Here is a 20,115-nt window from a genome sequence, read left to right as displayed (position 1 = left end):
CGAGCAAATACCTCCTAAAATAAGTCCCTGCTAGGATACAGTCGCATTTGAGCGTGAACTTATTGGTATTTGTAGCCCGATAATATTCATTTGGTATAAGTTGAAGAGGGGGAGTCCAAACCTATATAAATGAATATTATCCGACTCAGGAGTAGCCATCTCCTTAAATGTGAGTCAGAACTATCTTATGAAAGGGAGTGAGACAGTTTGGAGAATAATGTTGCACAGGGTAGTCAACCCACTAATGACTATTATTCTATTAATAATCATTAGTCAGCCACGAATACCCACATATTCGTGAAAGACCTTTAATATTGCAGAAGCATGTTATTTATTGATTAAATTAACCTTTTACAGCATCTTTAAGTGCTTTTGCAGCTTTAAATTTTGGTGCTTTAGTTTCAGGAATATCGATTTCTTCACCTGTTGAAGGGTTTCGACCCTTGCGAGCTGCACGAGTGGTTACCTCAAATGTACCAAAGCCTGCAATCTTAACTTGACCTTCTTCTTTAAGAGTAGACTCAATTGCATGTAATGTCGCCTCAACAACTGAAACAACTTCCTTCTTTGCTAATCCTGTTGCTTCAACCACTGCTGATACTAGTTCTGTTTTATTCAATATTATTCCTCCTAGTTATATGTGTAATTTGTATTTTTAAAAATAGGGAGGGGAGATATACTAACCTTTTTAATTTGGATATTTGCTTTTTACCTCCCTTATGACGATTATCTCCAAAAGCGGTCTAAACCCTTGTGGCTGTAAGGTTGAAGCCACTATTTATTAGAGTTGTTTTTGCACAAAAACGCTGTATCCCTTGTGGCTCTAAGGCTCAAGGCACTTCCTAAACCGTCATTCTTGTTCTGGATGCATATGATTTCTGTCTTTTTCTATGTTTTTCTTTTTCAATTGTGACTGAACACTTTGAACAAAAACTAGAGTTGTTCGAGGTAGGCTTATAAATTTGTCCGCACTTTACGCAACCTTTGAAAGTTTTTAAATTCCTTTTTATATTATTGAGTATAGTCTCACCAAAACATTCCCACAACGTTGCTTTATATCTGCTTTTCTTTTTGTATAGATGTTTCACAAGAACATCAACTACATACTGTTCATCGCTATTTATTTCAAGCAGCTTTTCTCTAATTAGCTTATATACGTATAACTTCTGATTTGGTTTGGTTTCTTCTTTATTTGTAAGCCATTTTTTGTTTCGATCAAGCTTTATGTATTCATTAACCAATTCTTCATCTTCTTTAATGCGTTTGTTTTTCAACAGGAAGCTGTAGTCGAAATTTCCTGCTACAGATTTGAAGTTAATCCTATCAGTTGGAATGATATCATCTAGTTTATTTACTGTGCTCTCAGTTATAGGCTGCACAGATGAGATATCTTTATCTTTAGCATGAACAAAGAAGAAAGGCACTTTATCTTTTATGTAATTTTTAATTTGTTTATCAACATTGTCTGGTCTTGTAGGCATAAACAACGTTTTTGCATAGTCAATAGCGAAGTTATTTTCGGCGCATAGCCATTTAATAACATTAATATTAACTGAAGAACTGTTCCAGATCTTCGTTATATTGTTACTATACTCGCCAATATTAACTGCATAGGCATTTGTTAGAGATTCATAGAGATTTTCACTGTTAATCACCTGTTTGTTTGCAACACCCATTTCATAATAAAGGGGGACGATGTCAGCAACATGCTTCTTTGTAATATTAACAAAGAATGTATCTGATATGATCAGCGCTTTATCTCCGTCATTGTCAAACTGGAGCAATTTTGAGATCGGATCATGAACACTTGTATAAACTCCTTTAGTGATAAACCAGTCATCTAAAAGCTCATTTCTAACATTCTTTCTAATACCATGCTCACGATAAAGATGAGGGGAGCGAAGTACATCAATTTCTCCTTCATCATAAAGCGCACAGTAAACATCGCTACCGTCCAACAAACCATTAGGATGTTCAATTCCTAGAAAAAGTTTTTCACAAAAAGCGTATAAATCAGGGCAGAGATATGTGTACTTGGAGTTTTCTATCTGCAGCTTGCCTGATTTCGCATCTTTAACAAGGCTCTTCTTTTTATTTTTGATTATTTCTTTTACATAGTCATCATTTAAAAGCTGTGGGTAGAGGAGAAGGGCATCTTGCATTGGTGATCTAAATTTTCGATTTTCAGTAGCTCCCATAACCTTCATCATCACATCTTTGTCATTTCCAATTGCTTTTATTTCCTTGATTGTCTTTTCACTGATCGACTTGAGTTCATCATATGTAATATCCGTAAGCGTCTGAAGCATTTGATATGTAAGCTTCCCTTCAACAGAAGGGTCTTCTTCGTTTAATTTTGCCCCTAGGCAACCGTACAGAACAAACTTTTCTTGATATTCGCTCCAGGACTTATAATATTTCCACATCTTAAATTGTGATTTGGTGAAAATAATTTGGATATCATCTTTCTTAATATCCCACACTTTTCCGTATATATCTGTTATTTTGGATTTATTGTGTTTGTCAGCAAATTTGTGAAAATCAAAAGGAACTAACAAGCCCTTAACCCAAGGAAGCCTAACCATAAAACTTTTTTTGCTGAGCTGAGGAGATATAATACCGCAACCATCAGTGTGTTCAATAGGGATATTCATCTTCTTTCTAGTGATCTCGTATGTATCTCGATTTATAAAATCTACTTCACTCATTACTTCAGTCTCTAAATCATCAACAACAACTGTCTTGCTTATATCAATATCCCAATGGCTGCTGGCACTATTAGATAATGCGAGATATGCATTCCACTTGTTTATGTTCATACCACCTTTAGAATTGATATCATCTAAACTAAGGCCACAAGTCAATGAGTTTTGATATTTATCATAAGTAGACTTCTTAATAAAACATGCTTTCTTCGTACGAATTTGTCCTGCTGAACTTGTGAAATAAACGTAAAGTTCATTGTTATGTATAAAACCTTTATCAAGAATGCTCTTGAACACCTGAAAATGGTAAACCTGAACCACAATTACGTCATCAGAAAAATTGTTTTCTTTTATACCTAGAGTTCGAGTCATAACTGAATCAAACATAGCGATCTTTTTATTGTCAGTTAATGTATCGGCTCTAAGCATTCGTACACTTTCATGTTCACTGAAGGCTTTATTTAACTCCTGTTTTAATTTAGCGATTCTGTTTTTTATGTATTTCTTATTTTTTTTGGTATCCCCATTATGTGTTTTAAGCAAATCTCTATATCTATAAGACTTTAAAATCTTTCTATGTAATAAATTTTCCCGGTCATTATAAAAACTCGAAGTATCGAGACTATAAATAAACACTTGTTTGCTTAAATCATTTGTTTTTCTCCCCAAAAGCGCTCTCCTTTATTTGTTATTTTCGTTTTCAATATGTAATACTAATCTTTTAAATAGGGTAGAAGACTCGTCCATTTTGCCAAACCATTTGAAGTCTTCATAAAATGTGTTCTCTTCTTGAGAAGCAATACCATTAACAATCCGATACTCAAGAAGTTCAATAATGTCCTGCTTGTTACATGATCCCAATAAATCACCTCATTTCAGTACGTTATAAGGTGATTATATTTGTAATTTATATTTTAGTCAATAACAAATGTATGTTATTTGTATTTTAGTTAGAGAGACTGATTACTCAGTCTTTAATAATTGAGAAGAGATCATGTATTTCACATCTCAACGTATTGCATAATGCTATAGCGTAAGGAAGTGATGGGGGATTGGGACAGAAACCTTCATCATTATTAGTACACCAAATAGAAATTCTACTGGAGTTAGTGCCTATTTGGTCTGCAAGCCACTTCTGTTTGATACCTTTAGAGTTTAGGTAGTCCTTTAAATTGCTTCTAACCTTATATTTCATAATATCACCCAATGAGAATTTTATATTATGTGTTGTCTTTATTCAAATGTTCAATTTAATTCACTCAAATGGATAAAAAAAATTGTCTATTTAGATAATTTTTGTTACTCTATCAGTGGAGGTGCAGTAAGACATATTTTGATGAAGTTGTGGCCAGATTAAATATTGATGATGTATCACTGTTAACATTGCTGCAAGAATGCGGAGCGAACAGGCTAATAAAAGGAATGACAAAAGAAGACTTCAAGATCGAATCAGTTAAACTAGACACTCAATTTTCAGAAGCGGCTATAAGATCAGCTTTAAGTAAATTAGAGGCACTGCTACTTATTGAAAGAGACTCATCAAGTAAACACCATAAATTTATAATTACTTCATATGGAATTATGGCCTTAGAATATCATTTGGAAGGGGAAATGGTTTAATGTATGGATTTGTTGGAATTGGTCAATGTGGTGGGAGCATTGCAGATGAAGCAATGAAAAGAGGGTATTTCAGTATTGCTGTCAATTACTCTAGCTCAGATCTAAATAGTTTAGAAGTTGTTGAAGATAGACTGAAATTAGTAGGATCTGAGGGAGTTGGCAAGGATAGAGAAGCAGCTATCAATTATTTCAAAAATAACTGGGAATCATCTGTTGAATTTATTAAAGAAGCAATGGAAAAGCCATCGATTCAAATTGTGTTTGTAGTCTTTTCTACTGCAGGAGGCACAGGATCAGGAATTACGCCGACCTTAATTGAACTATTAGATGAATATTTGGATAACAAGACCGTAGTTGGTGTACCCGTACTACCTGATCAAAGTGAAGTGGTATTGAATCAATTAAACACCGTAGAATGCCTTCAGGAACTATCAGAAAAACAATTGAATATAATTCCACTAGACAATCTTAAAGTGTCTCAAAAGGGCATTAAATCATTATCAGAGCCAATCCTATACCAAAAGGTAAACAAACAATTTATTGATATGCTTGAAGAAGTTGAAGGGTATACAAACCTTCCATCTAGCTACAGTACATTAGACAAGAAGGACTTAAATCAAATTTTCAATACTCCAGGTGTGACAGTGATATCAAAAATGGATTTATCTGATTACAACAAAGGAAAATTCGCAAACACTCTTCATGATGATATTAAACAGTCGTGGCAGCAATCGATATATAGTGCAGACACTTTTGATTCATTAGTTAAAGCTGGTGTTATTATAGACGGCAATGCAGATTTAACTGATCAGATTAGCTTTAAGAGACTTTTCAGTGAGGGTGAACCATTAGATTTATTTAAAGGGTATTATGATACTGGTAAGAATCAAGTGATTTGTATTTTAAGTGGTCTAGGATGGATTAACGACAGAATGAAGCAATTAGATGACCTGATTGAGTCAAGAAAGGTTGAACCAGTTAAAGAAGAGGTATATGTTCCAAAGTTTAACTCGAAGTCAGCATTTTTAAGGCAGCAGACTCACACTAACAAGGGTGAGAAACAAGCAAGCAAGGGAAGTTTCTTAGAAAAACTAAAATCATTAAAGGGATAAAACCAGGTGAGATGGTCAATTGACTGTCTCATTTTTTTGTTATCGTAAATTTTTGAGGACGATATCGTAAAATTGATCAAACGGAGAAAAAACACAGTAATAGCAATGGATTTGGTGATATTTTGATCAATATGAGGGATGTGTGATCGTAAAGTCGTTGTGGGAGTAAGTAAAAGTGGGTAAATTTGATGAAAATCAGGAAAAATGGGTGAGTAGGGGAAGGGATTAACGTTGATATATAAGGCGTTTACGATAGCAAGTACGATAGAAAATAGGCTAAAATCGATAAAATTTATAGGGTGTGGAAATGGAAGTGCTATGGGCACATTTGTTCTTTATTTATGCGGTTTGGATGTTAATATACCCCCCTCTAATGGTAATAGATAGTTATGAATACGACTTATAATTATAGTTATAATGCAGATTCCTTTGTGTGTCTGCTTTTTTATTTGCAATTGACTTGACGCACAATTAATAAGAAAAATCAATACTTTATTAAACTAAATTTAAAAATTTTAAAAAAATGATTCGATTTTCAATATCTGTTCCATTATGCGGAACTCTTCGTATGAATAACGGGGGGCAGAAAATCGAAGTGTTATTTTTTATAATATTTAAATTTAATATTGTCTATTCTCACACTATATACTTTATCACTCTCACATTATCTAGCCTAACTAGTACGCATCATATTATAGCATTCACACATCCACCATAATATATTCTAGTCCTCATCACTCATACATCACGATATCAATCCTAAGCACATTCAAAGCCTCACACAGCCTCACACAGCCGTTTAAATCAAACACTCAACCAATCATCTAATCATATACAACACACCATACAAACGAATCTAATCACAAAAATAAATATAAATAAATTCAAATAATAAACTACAAATTACATACATTATAAAGATTATGTGTTATAATATAAGTATGGAAAGGAGGTGCAAAAGTGCTTGAAAAGGTGACTATAATTATGGCTTTACTAATCAGTCTTACTACAATCCTAATCAATATGCTTGTGATTATTGAGAAGGCTGTCAGTATCACTAAAAGTATAAGCCAAAAGAAAAAGCGTACACATAAGCGACCTCGGACAAGGACACGCCAACGTATACGCCGATAAACATCATTAGACATTGGGAGATAACTTCTCCCTTTGTCACCTATATTATAGCACCTTACAGCACTTTGTAAACATATATGAAACATAATCCATTGTACTATTCACTTATAACATTTGGTATCACATTCATTGTATTCTGGCTTATAAAAGGGTTATTCAATAGCAGCACACAATACATTGTTACCTTGACATATGCTATTGCTACATTAATCCTTATTGTTTCATGGTTATCTTATTTTATATTTAAATGTTTTAAACGGTGAGCGGTAGCTCAGCTCGCCATACATATAATTTTGAATAGGGGAGAACGAATGTCAAAAGTAAAAATTATTGATTCGATTATGGGCAGCGGTAAAACGAGTCTAATGATTGATCACATGAATGAAGCATCTTTAGATAAGCATTTCATTTTTATCACGCCATATCTGGATGAAGTATCAAGAATTAAGAAGTCATGCAGCAACAGAAAGTTTTATGAGCCAAAGGTTCACACAGAAAAGGGAGAAGTATTGTATAAAATTGATTCCTTTCATAAGTTACTTTCTGAAAACAAGGACATTGTTGCAACTCATGCATTATTTAGTATGTCTGATCAAACAACTAAAGATTTAATATACTCAGGCAATTATACTTTGGTGCTGGACGAATCAATGGAAGTGATTAAAAAATTCAATATTTCTAAAGATGATTTAGATATGTTATTTAAAAATAAATGGATCATTAACAACAACGGAAAGATATTGTGGAACTCTGAGAATGAAGAAAAATTGAATAGGGAATACAAAGGAGAATTCCAGTCGTTAAAGAAGCTGGCCAAAAGTGATAATCTAATCTATCACAATGAATCTGTTTTGTTCTGGGAATTCCCTAGCGATGTCTTTGCTAAGTTTAACAAGGTGTACGTGTTAACATATTTGTTTAATGCTCAGATTCAAAAGTATTATTTTGACTTACACGGTATTGAATATGAATTGTTATCAGTTATAAAAGAAAGTAAAAATTATAAATTAATTAAACATAATGAATCCCTAGACCAAAAGGTTAAAGCTGCTTTGAAGAATAAGATAAAGATTTACGAAGGAGATCTGAACAAGGTAGGTGACGACTATTACGCATTGTCTAAAAATTGGTTTGAAAGTAGAACAGTGTTACATAAGCGGTTAAAAAACAACATCTTAAACTATTACCAAAATATCATAAAGTCTAAATCAAATGAGAACCTTTGGACAACCTTTAAGTCTCATAAAGGGAAGTTGAGTGGTAAAGGATACACTAAAGGATTCTTAGCGTGTAATATTAAAGCGACTAATGAATACAGTCACAAGAAATCATTAGTTTATTCAATCAACAGATTTGTTAATCCAGCTATTAATGATTTCTTTAAGCAGAATAACATAAATATAGATCAAGACATTTACGCATTATCAGAGATGATTCAATGGATATGGAGATCAGCAATAAGGAATAATAAATCAATCAACATTTACATCCCATCATTTAGAATGAGACGTCTATTAATCGAGTGGTTAGAAAATGACCTATGAAAACAAAAGCAATAAATCATTAAAAAAACTCAACAGCCACAACGGTTTTGAGCCATCTCTCGTAAAAGAAAAGAAGTTAAAATTATAAATAACATATAGAGTGAAAATAAGACCTTGGGGTGCTGACTTTTGGTCACTTCAACAAGTTGAATTGCCCTCTCGTCCTACACCACCCCAAACCCCTCATAGGACGTAATGAAATACTGAATTAAATTAAAAATAACATAAAAAAAGTATTGATTAAAATACAAATAACATATATAATAAAGATATAGAAAAGAACGAAATAAAATGAATATTTTAAAGGGAGAGATTGAAAATGACAGCAGTTTTAAAAATTAATGAAGAATTGAATGGAATCGAATTATACTTTGATAATAAGCCAGGAAATGAAACATTGACTCATTTAAAATCTAACGGTTTTCGATACTCTGGATTTAAAAAATGTTGGTGGAGTAAACGTACTAATGAATCTTTAGAAGTTGCTAACGATATCACTAAAAATAAAATTACATACATTGAAACGAAGAATCAAAACAAAAAAATGAAAAAAAATAATTTTAATCTCTGGAATGCTACACAGTGGGAACCATTTGAAGTAAATAAAGAACAAGATGTGAAATTAATTTCTAAAGAAATTAAAAAACACCTTACTCAACGTTTTCCAGGTTTTAAGTTCTCTGTGAGAACAGGCGGAAACTATATGTACAACAGTATTAATATAGAAATCAAGAAAACGCCTTATGAGAATAAGAGTATTTATCTTTCTGCAGTTCGTGAATATTGTGAAGCTGTGTTAAACCATTACCGCCACTGTTATAGTGCTGCAGATCCTTATACAGATTATGCTGGTAGCTATAATTTTTACGGTAACGTGTCAATTGATTGGGAATATTCACAATCAGAACAAACTGAAGAAATTAAAACTGACTGTGAATTATATGACTTAAAATCAGAAGAAAAAGCAAATGAGGAGAAACTAAAAAAAGACGCAGAATTTAAACAGTATCTCGAAGAACAGGAAAGAATAAATAAAGAATATCAAAGTTCTCAACTTGAAGAGTCCAAAAAGGTAAAAGAAATCACTTCATCTATTGAAATCAAAGAACTTGATGAAGAACATCAATATTTCGTGATGAATTCACAATTTGCTAACTTAAATAAGAATTGTACACTAACAGAATATAAGAATGAAGTGGAAAAAGGTGATTATTCAAACGTAGATGTAAAAATCACTAAAGAAGTTCATTTTACAAGACCTGAGGTGTTTGAATATTTTAGGAATATGTTAATGAATAACTTTGACTTCTTAAACGAAACGGGAGGCAGCTTCACAGAAGATAATAGGATTAATTCTTATTTAGATTACGATATGATGGACGAATTAGAAAAAAGAACCGTCAAATGGTTTAGAAAAGGCGTAGCGGTTTATTTTGATGGTGAATTGAAGTTTATTGTAGATGCTCAAGGTCATTCTTATGCGAGATATGTGGGATTAGTTGAGGGTTGTGAAATCAAAAAGACAGTTGAGCATCAACAAATGTTGAAAGAAAACGATTTAAAGGAACTTATCACTCAAGCTAATACAATGGAAGATATTTCAACATCTATCATTGAAGAGTTAGGCTTGTTTAAAACATGGAAAGATAAAGAGTGGAAAGCATATAAAAATGCATTCAAAAAAGAACTGCTATTGGCCAATATTACTCTTTCAAAGAGTATCATTCAACAAATTGAAATACCAGAACTTAAGCAAAATCTTTATAAATTATTAATGGAAGTAGAAGGAATCCAAGAACAATTTGAACATGGAGATTTGAAGAAAGGTGAAAAATATACGCTTTACTACATATCTGATTTAGGGTCATTCATTACACAACAAATCACATTCGATTCTTGTGAGCCAACTAAATATGCTCAGTATGATAATGCAGTAAAACTTGTCTTTAAGCCTCAAAACAAAAGAAAATTGTACTGTACCCATTTTTATTCCGATTTATTGATTTATGAAGGATGGCAAGACCTTCCTGAAAATGTATTGAATAACGTTACAGAATCTAAAGGTTTCATGACTCTTTCCAGCAAGTATCTATCATGTGATAAACAGCAATTTGATGAAGTATTGGATTACTTCGAAAAACAAAATTTAAAACCTATTATAAACACATATCGAACAAATTAAATTGAAAAGGGAACGTATGATTCGAAGGATGCGTTCCCTTATAAAGGAGAATCCATGTTTAAAGAAAATGCAGATTTTTATCCCACTCCAGCAAGTATAATAAACAAAATGAATAAAAAGGTTCATTGGAAGAATATAAAATCAGTATTGGAACCATCAGCAGGTTCAGGTAATTTGGTGGAAGCAGTTCACAAACAATTTGATTACACTAAGGCTTACAGACGTAATTCAAAATATGACATCGATGCTATTGAGCACGATGAGAACTTGCGCCACGTCTTAAAAGGTAAAGATTTCAGAGTTATTTCAGATGACTTTCTAACTTTTAATACATACAAGAAATATGATCTAATATTTATGAATCCTCCCTTCAGTAATGGAGATAAGCATTTATTGAAGGCTATTGATTTGATTGAATCACAGAATAGAGCGGGTCAGATTGTTTGTTTATTAAACGCCGAAACTTTAAAAAATCCCTATTCGAATGACAGAAAACATCTTGTAAGAAGGTTGACTGATCTTAATGCAGATGTTGATTTTTTAGAAGATGCTTTTGTTAGTTCTGAAAGAAAGACAAGCGTAGAGACAGCTTTAGTTTATATAAAAATTGATAACGGTGAATATAACAGTGTTCTTTTAGATGAATTGCAAAAGGATGAAAGCCACAAACTTTCAAATGATTATAAATCAACTCAATTAATTGATTCTGATTACATAAGGGGAATTGTTGAGCAATTCAACTACGAGATAAAAGCAGGACTTAAACTAATAAATGAATACAACAGCATGAAGCCATTAATTTTACATAGTTTTAAAGAAAAGTCTTCGCCTATATTAAAGCTGGAATTAGATTCATCTAGGAACAACTATGAAGAAGATATAGAAAACGCTTTTGTAAAGCGGGTTAGACAAAAGTATTGGAATACGTTGTTTAATAATGCGGAGTTTATGAGTCTTTTTACAAGCAATCTAAAGCAAAAATATTTGCAGCATGTCGAGGAGTTAAAGGACTACGATTTCTCATTATTCAACATATACACATTAAGAATACAAATGAGTAAAGAAATGATTCAGGGAGTCGAAGAAACCATTTTAAATTTGTTTGAGGAGTTCAGCCATAAACACTATTATGATAAAACATCAAAAAATGTTCATTTATATAACGGATGGAAAACAAACAAATCTTATAAAATAAACAAAAAAGTTGTTATACCACTTAATGCATATGTTTCCTGGATTGGCTATGATCCTACATATTATACTGTTATGGACAAACTTAAAGACATTGAAAAAGTCTTCAACTACCTAGACAATGGGCTTACTGAAGATGTTAATATTGATGAAGTTCTAAAACTATCTAAACACTATGGGGAAACGAAAAAAATTGATTTGAAGTATTTCTATTTAACGTTTTACAAAAAAGGGACATGTCATATTGAATTTAAAAATGATGAGATTTTAAAGAAATTTAATATTTTTGGAAGTCAGAAAAAGGGTTGGCTGCCACCATCATACGGTAATACAGAGTATACTGAAATGAACGAAGAGGAAAGAGCGGTTATCAATGAATTTGAAGGTGAGAGAGAATATAACAATACAATGAAAAACAAGTTCTATTATATGTTAGATACATCAAAGGTTTTAATGTTAACAAAAAAGCACAAATAACATATAAAAAACCATTTACAATAATACAAATTACATATATAATAAAGATATAGAAAAACCGCAGATGAAGTAAGTCATCGGGTGCTGAGAGGGACTAAGATGAAGAAATATAATCAAAAGAAAAGTCAAAATGAAGGATACAGCATTCAAGAAGAAACAAGTTATAAAGTCATTTATAGAGTCCACTCAGCAGCACCTGAGCCAATCGCCGTTATTTATCCTGGAACAGAACAAGGGAGATTCAATATAGACGTTAGGTATCTAGGTAAAGAATTTGGATTCAAAAGTGAAGAAGCGATTAGAACCGCCATACATCTTCATGAGAAAATTTATGTAGCGTTGGAAACAGTATTGAAATAAAGGGGTGCCTTATGGAGAAAATTAAATGCGGAATGTGTGGCAAGCATATAACAGATAAAACAGAAGTAGAGTACAGCGAATGGTATACAGAGTTCTTTTGTGATCCAAAACACGCAATAACTTATTATATGGATCAAGCAGGATCTAAACCTATGGAGTTTGATAAGGACTCGTTAAAAATACTTGGTATAAAAATGGAAAATGGAATGTTATATACTAAATAAAATTCTAATTTTATACAGAAGGGTAATGATAATATGAAAACAAGAGAACAGTTAATCGCTTATTATGAAGGTCAATTAGAAAAAGTGAAAAGTGCTTATAGAACTGATACAGATTCAAGTTTTCGAAATGAAAGAAATGCAGAATATGTAAAGCAAGCAGAAGAAGATTTAGAAGCAGTAAAGAACGGTAGAGATTGGTGAACTAAATAAAATGTTGATTTTAAACATAAAAGGAGAGAAAAAACATGAGTGAAAAGTTGACTCAATTAGAAAAAGAATTATGGGATGTTACTGTTAAAAAAGAAATGCTAGAGACATCAATTAAAAAGAAAAAGGCAGAAGTAGAAAGGGAACTAATAGACAAGACATCTATCTCAATAGCTAATAGGGGCAATGTTGACAAAAGTGATGTACGAGTCATCTTAGATGATCTAGTGGTGAAAATCAAAAGCTTACATAACGTTTTTTAAAAAGGGATAATTATACGATTGGCAAGAGAATTGGATTTATTGATAAAAATTAATTTTCTACAGAAAGGAGTGATGAGATTGGAAAATGAAGTTGTGTTTCTTTGCATAAAATGCAATCATCACCTGTTTGCCGAAAATCCTACTATAAACACATTGAAAAACGTATCAGAAATGGATTGCCCTAACTGCGGAGAAGAGGGTTATCATAATTGGATACTCTCACATGTGGGCGATTCTGAAAAAGAGAAAGAGCGCTATAATTGGAAATAGATTAAATGCTTTCTGCATAAAGGAGTGATCAATATATGAAGAAGTGTGTCATTTGCGAGGAAGAATTAGCGCCAATTTTCAAGGAGCAGGAAGAGCTTGATATTTGTCAAAGGTGCACAGAGGGAAAACGATAAATTCTGTTTTTATAGAGAGGAGTGAGTGATATCTTGAATAGAGTGTGGCAGTTGCCACCGACTAAAAGTAAAAAGGCAGATCACAATTGGATTCATCCAAAATCAAAGTACCATGCATACACAGGTAGTCATGATAAATCTATGTGTGGGGAACATGATCGAAGTGAGAATTTTCTTGAAACAGGTTTGGATGAAAAGAATATTATTAAGTCTCCGCACATTGCATGTAAAAAGTGTTTTGAATTGGCTAGTGAATATTATTGCCCAGATTGTAAAAACAGTCGTTATTTTTATAATGAGGTATCCGTAATGGCTATTAAGTTTATTGATAACAAGCAAGGTGCAAAAGATGGCAAAATCATGCACGTTGACTCTACTAATGTTGATAATTATTTTGAACCTGTTTATTGCTATAAATGTGCTGAAATAGTGGCAGAACCTATGAATACTAGGAGTGATTAAATATGAAAAAAGCCGAAAATCTAAAACTTAATGATGTGAAGATTTTAAGAAAGGATGTCAGCAATTTTACAGTCGAGCTAGAGAAAGGCGATGAAGTTCAAATTATTGGTATCGGTGAAAGAGGTTATGATTTGAAGCATCTTGCCAGTGGAGAAATTGTAAATGAATGTGGATGGGATCTGTTTTAATGGACTCATTTGAAGAAACGGCAAAAGAAAATGAAAAGATAGCTAGAAGAAAAGCGAGGCGCATCCAAAGGGCTAGGGAAGCTATAAATCTTATTGAATTTAATCTTTTGAACGCCGAACCTAAATTAAAACCCTTTCTTGATTATGAATTTGATCAGTTGAGAAGGATATTGAAGAATGACGATAAAGAAGACAATAGGTTTAATACATAATAGTGAGGTGGTAGCCTTGAAGTTTAATGACATTGTTGAAAATCTTAAAAATAAAGGATTTATTGTTGAAGTTAATGAGGAAGAGGGTCTGTACAATTTTGCTACAGTAACAGGGAAAGGTATTTTCGCAGGTTTCTGTACAGCTCATGATGAAAACAATCTAAATTCTTCATACCATTGCATCAATGGAAAAATCAGCGCAGATAATAGCAGGTGTTTTGATAAATGGAGCAAGTGCCCTGTATCATTACCAATGCCAAAAAACAAAGAAGAAATGACATTTCTTTTTGATAAACTAGAGCACTTGGGTACAGATGAAGGCTATGAAAAATCCAACAGTTACAACTATGAACATGTTACTTCATACATTGCTAATATCGGGTGAAATATTGGTTTTCTACAGAAAGGATGATGTACATTGGATAAAGTAATTGAGTTTTTAAGGGAAGAACTAAAGAAGAACAAAGATAGTGAATATGCGCTCGATTTTGTTTATGCTATTAAGTTACTAGAAAATCAAAAAATGTTTGATGATAGAAAGGAGTGGTTGGAAAATGCCCGAAGCTGAACCGTTGAAAACCATTTTAAATATAAAAGGTGAAATTCAATATAGGGAAAATTCGAATAGCTGGTATCTTATTAGTCAAAATGGAAAAGAGATTAATGTAGAGAATTTTTTGTCGGGAATTGATCTGGATTTTGCATTGGATACAGAAAGTGTGAATTTTACTGATAGTGGAGATTTCATTGAAATAACAGTTAAACGTAAATGAAGTACATTTCTATAAAATGTTTCTTTTAATCTGATTCATTGACAGTAGCATTATGAGCAAATTAATGGAAATATTATCAACAATTGTTTATAGTGATAATGTTTAAATAACACAAAGGGAATGAGATAATGAAACAATTTATTGATAAAATTGCTAAACAACTGGAGAAAGATGAAAATTATCAGGCAGCTGAATTTAAAAAACATTTTAAAGAAATGTGGAATGTTGATCCTAATTTTCAAAATTTCATGATCGGATTCATCGAGAGACAAAAATTTTCAGCCAGAAGTGTTCCAGGTGCAGTTGGTTATGCTAAGCCTATAATTATATCAAGGCAAGAAGATGAGGGGAGCTACAATCTTTTAGTACAGCTGCATAATGATAATATCCCTTCAATTGCAAGCTTTACAGCTGAAGAATTAGATTCTGTCAGTCTTCCAATGCCACTTAATGATTTTGAGGCATATGTGGATTCCAGCCATTTCTCAACTGAAGATAAAGAGGTATTAGATGAGATACTGTATTTCGTTAAAGAAAGAATTCCAAAACACGGCATACCTGAAGTATACAAATACGCAGATTTAATTGAACCATTAAACGATCTAAACATGCTTCTGACAACAGTGCAAAGTAATGTAATGGAAGACTTTGCTCATATTTCCGATGAGGTGCTCAGATTGATTCCTGAATTAAAAGCATGGATCGTAAAAGAAGAGTCAAAGAATTTTTAATGTTTTAAAAGTGCATGTGCATGAGTAAAACCAAGTCCGAAACTTCCAAAAATGTGCCAATCATGTAAAGTTGACTAGGTTCTAGATGAGTATTACGACAACTCAACTAAGCCTGATGTACGAAATGGAATTTGCAAAGAGCGTCAAGCGAGGGAAGACAAAGAGAAAAGGAACAGATTGAAGTCGTCTTAGGACGACTTTACTTGCAACAATTAAAAAAAAGGTACATATATACGTCATTTTAAAGGAGAGAAACAAAGTGTATGGTGAATATATTGAAATCAAACTAGACCAAAACAACACAGTAAAAGTATTTGTTCACTCCTAACACAAGCGAAAAAGAGAAGAAAAAGAAGGCATTAATTGAATTCAAGAACTTGATCAATAGACAATTATCAGAAATGAAGTATGTGAATTTTGATTCGATTCAAGAAGAAGCACTATTAGATATAAATCACATTAAAACATGAGTTTTAAACAATTAAATAACACACATTCTAAGGGTGAAGATGTTGAAAACAATCCAGGAGCGGTTATTAAAACGGCTAGATGATTTAATCAGTGTTGCTGTATTTAGTATATTGGCCATTATGCTGCTTTGTGCATTTGTTTATTCTGGATGAATTATAAATTACATATATTTAAGGGGTGAATAATGTGCGAGATTTAATTAAGAAAGAACTTTCAAAACCAAACATGCACAATATGTTCAAAGGTTGGGCTGATCAGGAACAAATTTTAGATGAACTTGAAGAAGGGTATAAAGGCTTTGGTGGCAGTGTTGAGGAATACTTAAACATCAAATTAAATTACTAAGCAAAGGAGGTTTACAGTGCCAATTGGAAAACAATTAAAACAAAAAATAACTAACAAAAATTGCTTTGAGAAGAAACATGTTGAGTTTTTAAAAGAAATTGAGTTATTTAATAATAATAAAGGACTCCAAAATGAATATAGTCGTGTACAAGCAATTATAAATAACAAATAACATATATTGTGTTGAGTTATTAGGTGTATAGTGTTATACTAAAAATATACATAGTCTATTATCCGCAGATGCAATGAAGGCATCGGGAGTACGAGGAGATAAACATGAGCTACGAAATCCAATTTAAAGAAGTTTCAATTAAGAAAGTTGTAATTGAAGGAGCTACTACTCTCGAAGAAGCTCAAAGAATGTTTAATGAAGGGGATTATCATAATCATAAGGTTGTAGAGATTGAAAACATTGAAAAAGAAATAGTAGATACATATCTTTTGGATAACGAATAGAGAAAAGGGAATTCAATAACGGAAAATAAATATAGGGTTATTAAAGATATCGAAGAAGGCTGGGAAACAGTGTCTGTAAAGGAGGATATTCTAACTGCTGCAAAGTGGGAAGGTAGTTTTACACTGATGAAAAATTGTGACAAAGACAGTGAATATCCAAAAGAGCATTGTGAGATAATTAAATAAAATGATGTTTTTAATAAGAAAGAGGAGCATATAAACAGCTCCCCTTTTCACACAATTTACTTACGAAGGCCATTAATTGAATTTCTTTTTTAATCCATCCATCATATCTGCAGCATAAAAAGATTGTAAGAGTTCATCTACATTGATTTTTTTATCCTTCTTGCTTAGAAATTGATTGATGATCTTTTCATATTCTTCTCTAGTGTTTCCTTCAATTTCTGAAAGGTTTAATTCTTCACCAAAGTGTCTAATGAACGCTGTTCTTGTTATATCATATGCCTTTTTGTTTTCTTCTTCACAGGTACAAAATGCTCCTGAGAGAGTGATGAGGAATTGAACGTCTTCATCGTCTAAACCATTGGCTTTTTGGAACTGAATGAATTGATTTTGTGACATATACAGTCACCATCCTTTTATCTAAAGTATGAGTAAATCAGCAGTGAGAACAATGTATTCAACAACAAGTCCAATTGTATCAGCTACACCTCCATCTATATGTTTTCTAAGCTCTGCAGAAACAACCTCGCGAGCTCTACCAGCTGCATTTTTTGGAACATCAATAATCTTTTCTAATTCTTTAATGATTTTGTTAGCATTTTTTACAGTACCATTTACAGCTTCCTTTCCAAAACGTTGCTTTAAAACCCATTGTGCCCAGTCATTATTTACTAAGCCTTTAATTACTTTGATTGCTGCCTTAATAGCTGCACCCTTAGGGCCATTTGTAGTGGCAAGTGGATCATTGTTAGCATTCTCAATAGCTTTAAAAGCTTCAAGTAAGGCTTCTTGTTTATCTAGTGGTACATTTCTTAGAGCAAGCTCTTTCTGAAGTTCGGTAGGATTGTAAGTTACAACCACATCTTCTTTCTGCTCAACCTTTTCTGCTGCATGTGTAACTGTAGCTGGAATAAATACTGCTGCTGATATGAGAACTAGCAACATCTTAACAAAAAACTTATTCATTCGAATACTCCCTTTCTAATCATTTTTCAATAGTGAGGATATCACAAAATGAAATGATTTTTACATAAATTAGAAGAAATAGTATTTAAATCACACGCTTTTTGTCTTGTTTCATTCAATGTATTACTAATTTCCTGCACCTAAAAAGGGGATATTTACACAAAAAAACAACTTTAAACCTAACCCAAGGAGTTGCTCCTTCTAATTTTTTGCAAGTATTTCCTTAAAATGAAGCTTAGAAACTTAGGCTGTTTTATGAGGTGCAAAATTGAATTTTAGGGATCTGAAGAGGAAAATAGAAGAAAATATTAGTGAGTATCGACCAGCTATATGCGAAAATAACTCTTATATAGAGAGGTGTAGCAATGCGTTTAAATACAATTATTTTGGGTTGAGTATTTATAGAAGATTAAAAGAGAGACAAAAGTTATTAAAATAAAATCATTCTTTTATATGAAAGAGAGTGTAAAAATTTATGACAGTTGTTTCAAAAGAAAAAATTAAGAGTTTAATTGAACTTGGCTATGAAGGGATTATTGGATTTTAAAGAAAAGTGGCATCAAGATAATTGGAAATTAACTCATGACATTCTATGCTTTTCTAATACTCTTCATGATCACGATTGTTATATAATAGTGGGGGTTTCTGATTCTGGTGAAATCAAAGGATTAAAAGAAGATGAAAAGAAGAAACAAGCAGATATAATTGATATGCTTAGGAATATTAAATTTGCTGATGTCAGACCTGAAGTGTTTTTACAATCATTTTTAATAGAAGGAAAATCCATTGATGTATTAATTATTTTAAATTCAATAAATGTACCCTATTTCTTGAAGGAGCGGTACAAAAACGTTAAGGAAGGATTTATTTACACAAGAACTGGAGATAGTAATACCCCAATTAATCAAAATTGCTCATTATCAACCATCGAGTCATTATGGAAAAAAAGATTTGGACTCGACAAAACAGGATTAGAAAGGTTCAGTCAACTTTTGAAAGATAAGGATAATTGGTCTACCAATGATTATGGTTATTATCATGCTTACATTCCAGAGTATGCAATGAAGTACAGATTTTCAGATTCATTAAGAGATTCTATATCTGAGTTTTACTCTTATGTAATGTATAATGAGGACACTTCAGTTGAGGAAATCGAACTTGAAGTTAATGGCACAGTTCTGAAGGAGATGGAGTTGGTAACTTTAGATGGTGGAAGGTATACCACACCCTCAGCAGAATGGGGTCATATTAATTTCAGCTTCAATGATGTATTTGACTTTAAGTACTTTATTGTTGATGACCTAAGATATAATTTACATTCTTTCTTTGTTGATGAAGAAAGCGAAGAAGGACTGATAGCTTATAGAAATTTTATGGAAGTTACTCTAATATTTAATGACAATATTGAGAAAGAAGATTTTATAAATTTTGTTTATCATAGAGAGACTGATTTCAAGAAAGATCTAAAATATCAACTTAATCAACATTTTTCAACAGATAACGAAATATTCCGAAGAAGGATAGCAACAGCTAAAATATTGAAAGTAATGCTTGAACAATTCCGAAAGAAAAAATAGGTTGTTTACTACTATTAGTTATTTAAATAAAAGAAGTATTTTAACGAGATGGTGATTGGGTTGATTATTGGAGAGATTAAAGTAGGTGGGTAATAGAATAGGAGGAGAGAGCATGACTGATATTCGTCCAGGTGGATAAGAGGGATTAAACCCTCTTTTTCATTCCACATTTAGCACACTTACGTATGAATTCGCCTTTAGATATAGTGGACTTAAATTGATCTGTATCACAATTGTCGCAACGGCCGCTATTCTTATCAGGGTGTTCTCGAATGTCGTATATCTTTTCTAAATCAATTTCTTCTAACATTAAAATGATGAACTCCTT

Annotated in this window: 28 protein-coding genes; 22 read left to right on the top strand and 6 right to left on the bottom strand. The window is 32.3% G+C overall.

The genetic code is table 11. The annotated features are described in order from the left end of the window. Positions 1-343: 343 nt before the first annotated feature. The 4 genes from C5695_RS10775 to C5695_RS20930 form a co-directional block, all read right to left on the bottom strand. Positions 344-619, bottom strand: a complete 276-nt coding sequence (locus tag C5695_RS10775) for an HU family DNA-binding protein (protein ID WP_117730729.1) — start codon at positions 617-619, stop codon at positions 344-346. Between the two features lie 223 nt (positions 620-842). Next, positions 843-3,374, bottom strand: a complete 2,532-nt coding sequence (locus tag C5695_RS10770) for a hypothetical protein (protein WP_117730728.1) — start codon at positions 3,372-3,374, stop codon at positions 843-845. Positions 3,375-3,386: 12 nt separating this feature from the next. Further along, entirely contained in the window at positions 3,387-3,566 is a 180-nt protein-coding gene (locus C5695_RS10765; protein WP_117730727.1) for a hypothetical protein, read from the bottom strand. Between the two features lie 106 nt (positions 3,567-3,672). Further along, positions 3,673-3,900 (bottom strand): helix-turn-helix transcriptional regulator, encoded by a 228-nt coding sequence (locus C5695_RS20930; RefSeq protein ID WP_117730726.1) that lies wholly within the window; start codon positions 3,898-3,900, stop codon positions 3,673-3,675. A gap of 227 nt (positions 3,901-4,127) precedes the next feature. Between C5695_RS20930 and C5695_RS10755 the strand changes: the two genes are divergently transcribed. From C5695_RS10755 to C5695_RS10680, 21 genes are all read left to right on the top strand, one after another. Next, positions 4,128-4,325: a hypothetical protein gene (locus C5695_RS10755; RefSeq protein ID WP_125482359.1), complete on the top strand. Its 198-nt coding sequence runs from the start codon at positions 4,128-4,130 to the stop codon at positions 4,323-4,325. Continuing rightward, positions 4,325-5,437 (top strand): tubulin-like doman-containing protein, encoded by a 1,113-nt coding sequence (locus C5695_RS10750; RefSeq protein ID WP_117730724.1) that lies wholly within the window; start codon positions 4,325-4,327, stop codon positions 5,435-5,437. Before C5695_RS10755 ends, C5695_RS10750 begins: the two co-directional genes overlap by 1 nt. 960 nt (positions 5,438-6,397) lie before the next feature. Continuing rightward, complete coding sequence (yonT, locus tag C5695_RS20925; protein WP_423749834.1) at positions 6,398-6,571, top strand: type I TA system toxin YonT; 174 nt, start codon at positions 6,398-6,400, stop codon at positions 6,569-6,571. A gap of 311 nt (positions 6,572-6,882) precedes the next feature. Continuing rightward, positions 6,883-8,115, top strand: a complete 1,233-nt coding sequence (locus C5695_RS10745; protein ID WP_117730723.1) for a hypothetical protein — start codon at positions 6,883-6,885, stop codon at positions 8,113-8,115. A 319-nt stretch (positions 8,116-8,434) separates the two neighbouring features. After that, positions 8,435-10,297, top strand: coding sequence for an LPD29 domain-containing protein (locus C5695_RS10740; protein WP_117730722.1), 1,863 nt, complete (start codon positions 8,435-8,437; stop codon positions 10,295-10,297). Between the two features lie 54 nt (positions 10,298-10,351). Next, entirely contained in the window at positions 10,352-11,965 is a 1,614-nt protein-coding gene (locus C5695_RS10735) for a DUF4942 domain-containing protein (protein WP_117730721.1), read from the top strand. Positions 11,966-12,064: 99 nt separating this feature from the next. Beyond that, positions 12,065-12,325: a hypothetical protein gene (locus tag C5695_RS10730; RefSeq protein WP_117730720.1), complete on the top strand. Its 261-nt coding sequence runs from the start codon at positions 12,065-12,067 to the stop codon at positions 12,323-12,325. An 11-nt stretch (positions 12,326-12,336) separates the two neighbouring features. Beyond that, complete coding sequence (locus tag C5695_RS10725; RefSeq protein WP_117730719.1) at positions 12,337-12,549, top strand: hypothetical protein; 213 nt, start codon at positions 12,337-12,339, stop codon at positions 12,547-12,549. A gap of 33 nt (positions 12,550-12,582) precedes the next feature. Then, a complete protein-coding gene (locus tag C5695_RS20565) occupies positions 12,583-12,750 on the top strand; it encodes a hypothetical protein (RefSeq protein ID WP_187441822.1) in 168 nt (55 codons plus the stop codon). Between the two features lie 44 nt (positions 12,751-12,794). Then, complete coding sequence (locus C5695_RS10720; RefSeq protein ID WP_117730718.1) at positions 12,795-13,019, top strand: hypothetical protein; 225 nt, start codon at positions 12,795-12,797, stop codon at positions 13,017-13,019. A gap of 78 nt (positions 13,020-13,097) precedes the next feature. After that, on the top strand, positions 13,098-13,289 hold the full coding sequence (locus C5695_RS10715; RefSeq protein WP_117733096.1) for a hypothetical protein: 192 nt from the start codon (positions 13,098-13,100) through the stop codon (positions 13,287-13,289). A 167-nt stretch (positions 13,290-13,456) separates the two neighbouring features. Then, on the top strand, positions 13,457-13,885 hold the full coding sequence (locus tag C5695_RS20560) for a hypothetical protein (protein ID WP_222928679.1): 429 nt from the start codon (positions 13,457-13,459) through the stop codon (positions 13,883-13,885). A 2-nt stretch (positions 13,886-13,887) separates the two neighbouring features. Next, entirely contained in the window at positions 13,888-14,073 is a 186-nt protein-coding gene (locus C5695_RS10705; protein WP_117730717.1) for a hypothetical protein, read from the top strand. Next, positions 14,073-14,285, top strand: coding sequence for a hypothetical protein (locus C5695_RS10700; protein ID WP_117730716.1), 213 nt, complete (start codon positions 14,073-14,075; stop codon positions 14,283-14,285). The genes C5695_RS10705 and C5695_RS10700 overlap by 1 nt, the downstream gene beginning before the upstream one ends. 16 nt (positions 14,286-14,301) lie before the next feature. After that, entirely contained in the window at positions 14,302-14,670 is a 369-nt protein-coding gene (locus C5695_RS10695; RefSeq protein ID WP_117730715.1) for a hypothetical protein, read from the top strand. A 33-nt stretch (positions 14,671-14,703) separates the two neighbouring features. After that, positions 14,704-14,853: a hypothetical protein gene (locus C5695_RS20555; RefSeq protein WP_186299479.1), complete on the top strand. Its 150-nt coding sequence runs from the start codon at positions 14,704-14,706 to the stop codon at positions 14,851-14,853. Continuing rightward, positions 14,840-15,058 (top strand): hypothetical protein, encoded by a 219-nt coding sequence (locus C5695_RS10690; RefSeq protein WP_117730714.1) that lies wholly within the window; start codon positions 14,840-14,842, stop codon positions 15,056-15,058. Before C5695_RS20555 ends, C5695_RS10690 begins: the two co-directional genes overlap by 14 nt. A 128-nt stretch (positions 15,059-15,186) precedes the next feature. Beyond that, positions 15,187-15,789, top strand: coding sequence for a hypothetical protein (locus C5695_RS10685; protein ID WP_117730713.1), 603 nt, complete (start codon positions 15,187-15,189; stop codon positions 15,787-15,789). 657 nt (positions 15,790-16,446) lie between these two features. Further along, on the top strand, positions 16,447-16,605 hold the full coding sequence (locus C5695_RS20550) for a hypothetical protein (protein WP_187441823.1): 159 nt from the start codon (positions 16,447-16,449) through the stop codon (positions 16,603-16,605). Between the two features lie 16 nt (positions 16,606-16,621). Beyond that, positions 16,622-16,777 carry a hypothetical protein gene (locus C5695_RS20545; protein ID WP_187441824.1) on the top strand — a complete coding sequence of 52 codons (156 nt, stop codon included), beginning with the start codon at positions 16,622-16,624 and terminating at the stop codon, positions 16,775-16,777. A gap of 104 nt (positions 16,778-16,881) precedes the next feature. Continuing rightward, positions 16,882-17,061, top strand: coding sequence for a hypothetical protein (locus C5695_RS10680; RefSeq protein ID WP_117730712.1), 180 nt, complete (start codon positions 16,882-16,884; stop codon positions 17,059-17,061). A 258-nt stretch (positions 17,062-17,319) separates the two neighbouring features. On the opposite strand, the gene C5695_RS10675 is transcribed toward C5695_RS10680, so the two are convergent. After that, positions 17,320-17,643 (bottom strand): hypothetical protein, encoded by a 324-nt coding sequence (locus C5695_RS10675; protein ID WP_117730711.1) that lies wholly within the window; start codon positions 17,641-17,643, stop codon positions 17,320-17,322. A gap of 21 nt (positions 17,644-17,664) precedes the next feature. Next, complete coding sequence (locus tag C5695_RS10670; protein WP_117730710.1) at positions 17,665-18,210, bottom strand: hypothetical protein; 546 nt, start codon at positions 18,208-18,210, stop codon at positions 17,665-17,667. Between the two features lie 524 nt (positions 18,211-18,734). Between C5695_RS10670 and C5695_RS10665 the strand changes: the two genes are divergently transcribed. Then, positions 18,735-19,787: an AlbA family DNA-binding domain-containing protein gene (locus C5695_RS10665; protein ID WP_233230856.1), complete on the top strand. Its 1,053-nt coding sequence runs from the start codon at positions 18,735-18,737 to the stop codon at positions 19,785-19,787. The last annotated feature ends 328 nt before the right edge of the window (positions 19,788-20,115 follow it).

It is taken from the genome of Bacillus pumilus (genome assembly GCF_003431975.1).
Lineage (GTDB): Bacteria > Bacillota > Bacilli > Bacillales > Bacillaceae > Bacillus > Bacillus pumilus_N.
The sequence above is the reverse complement of the archived record's forward strand: the minus strand, read 5'-3'. Positions and strand labels throughout refer to the sequence as shown.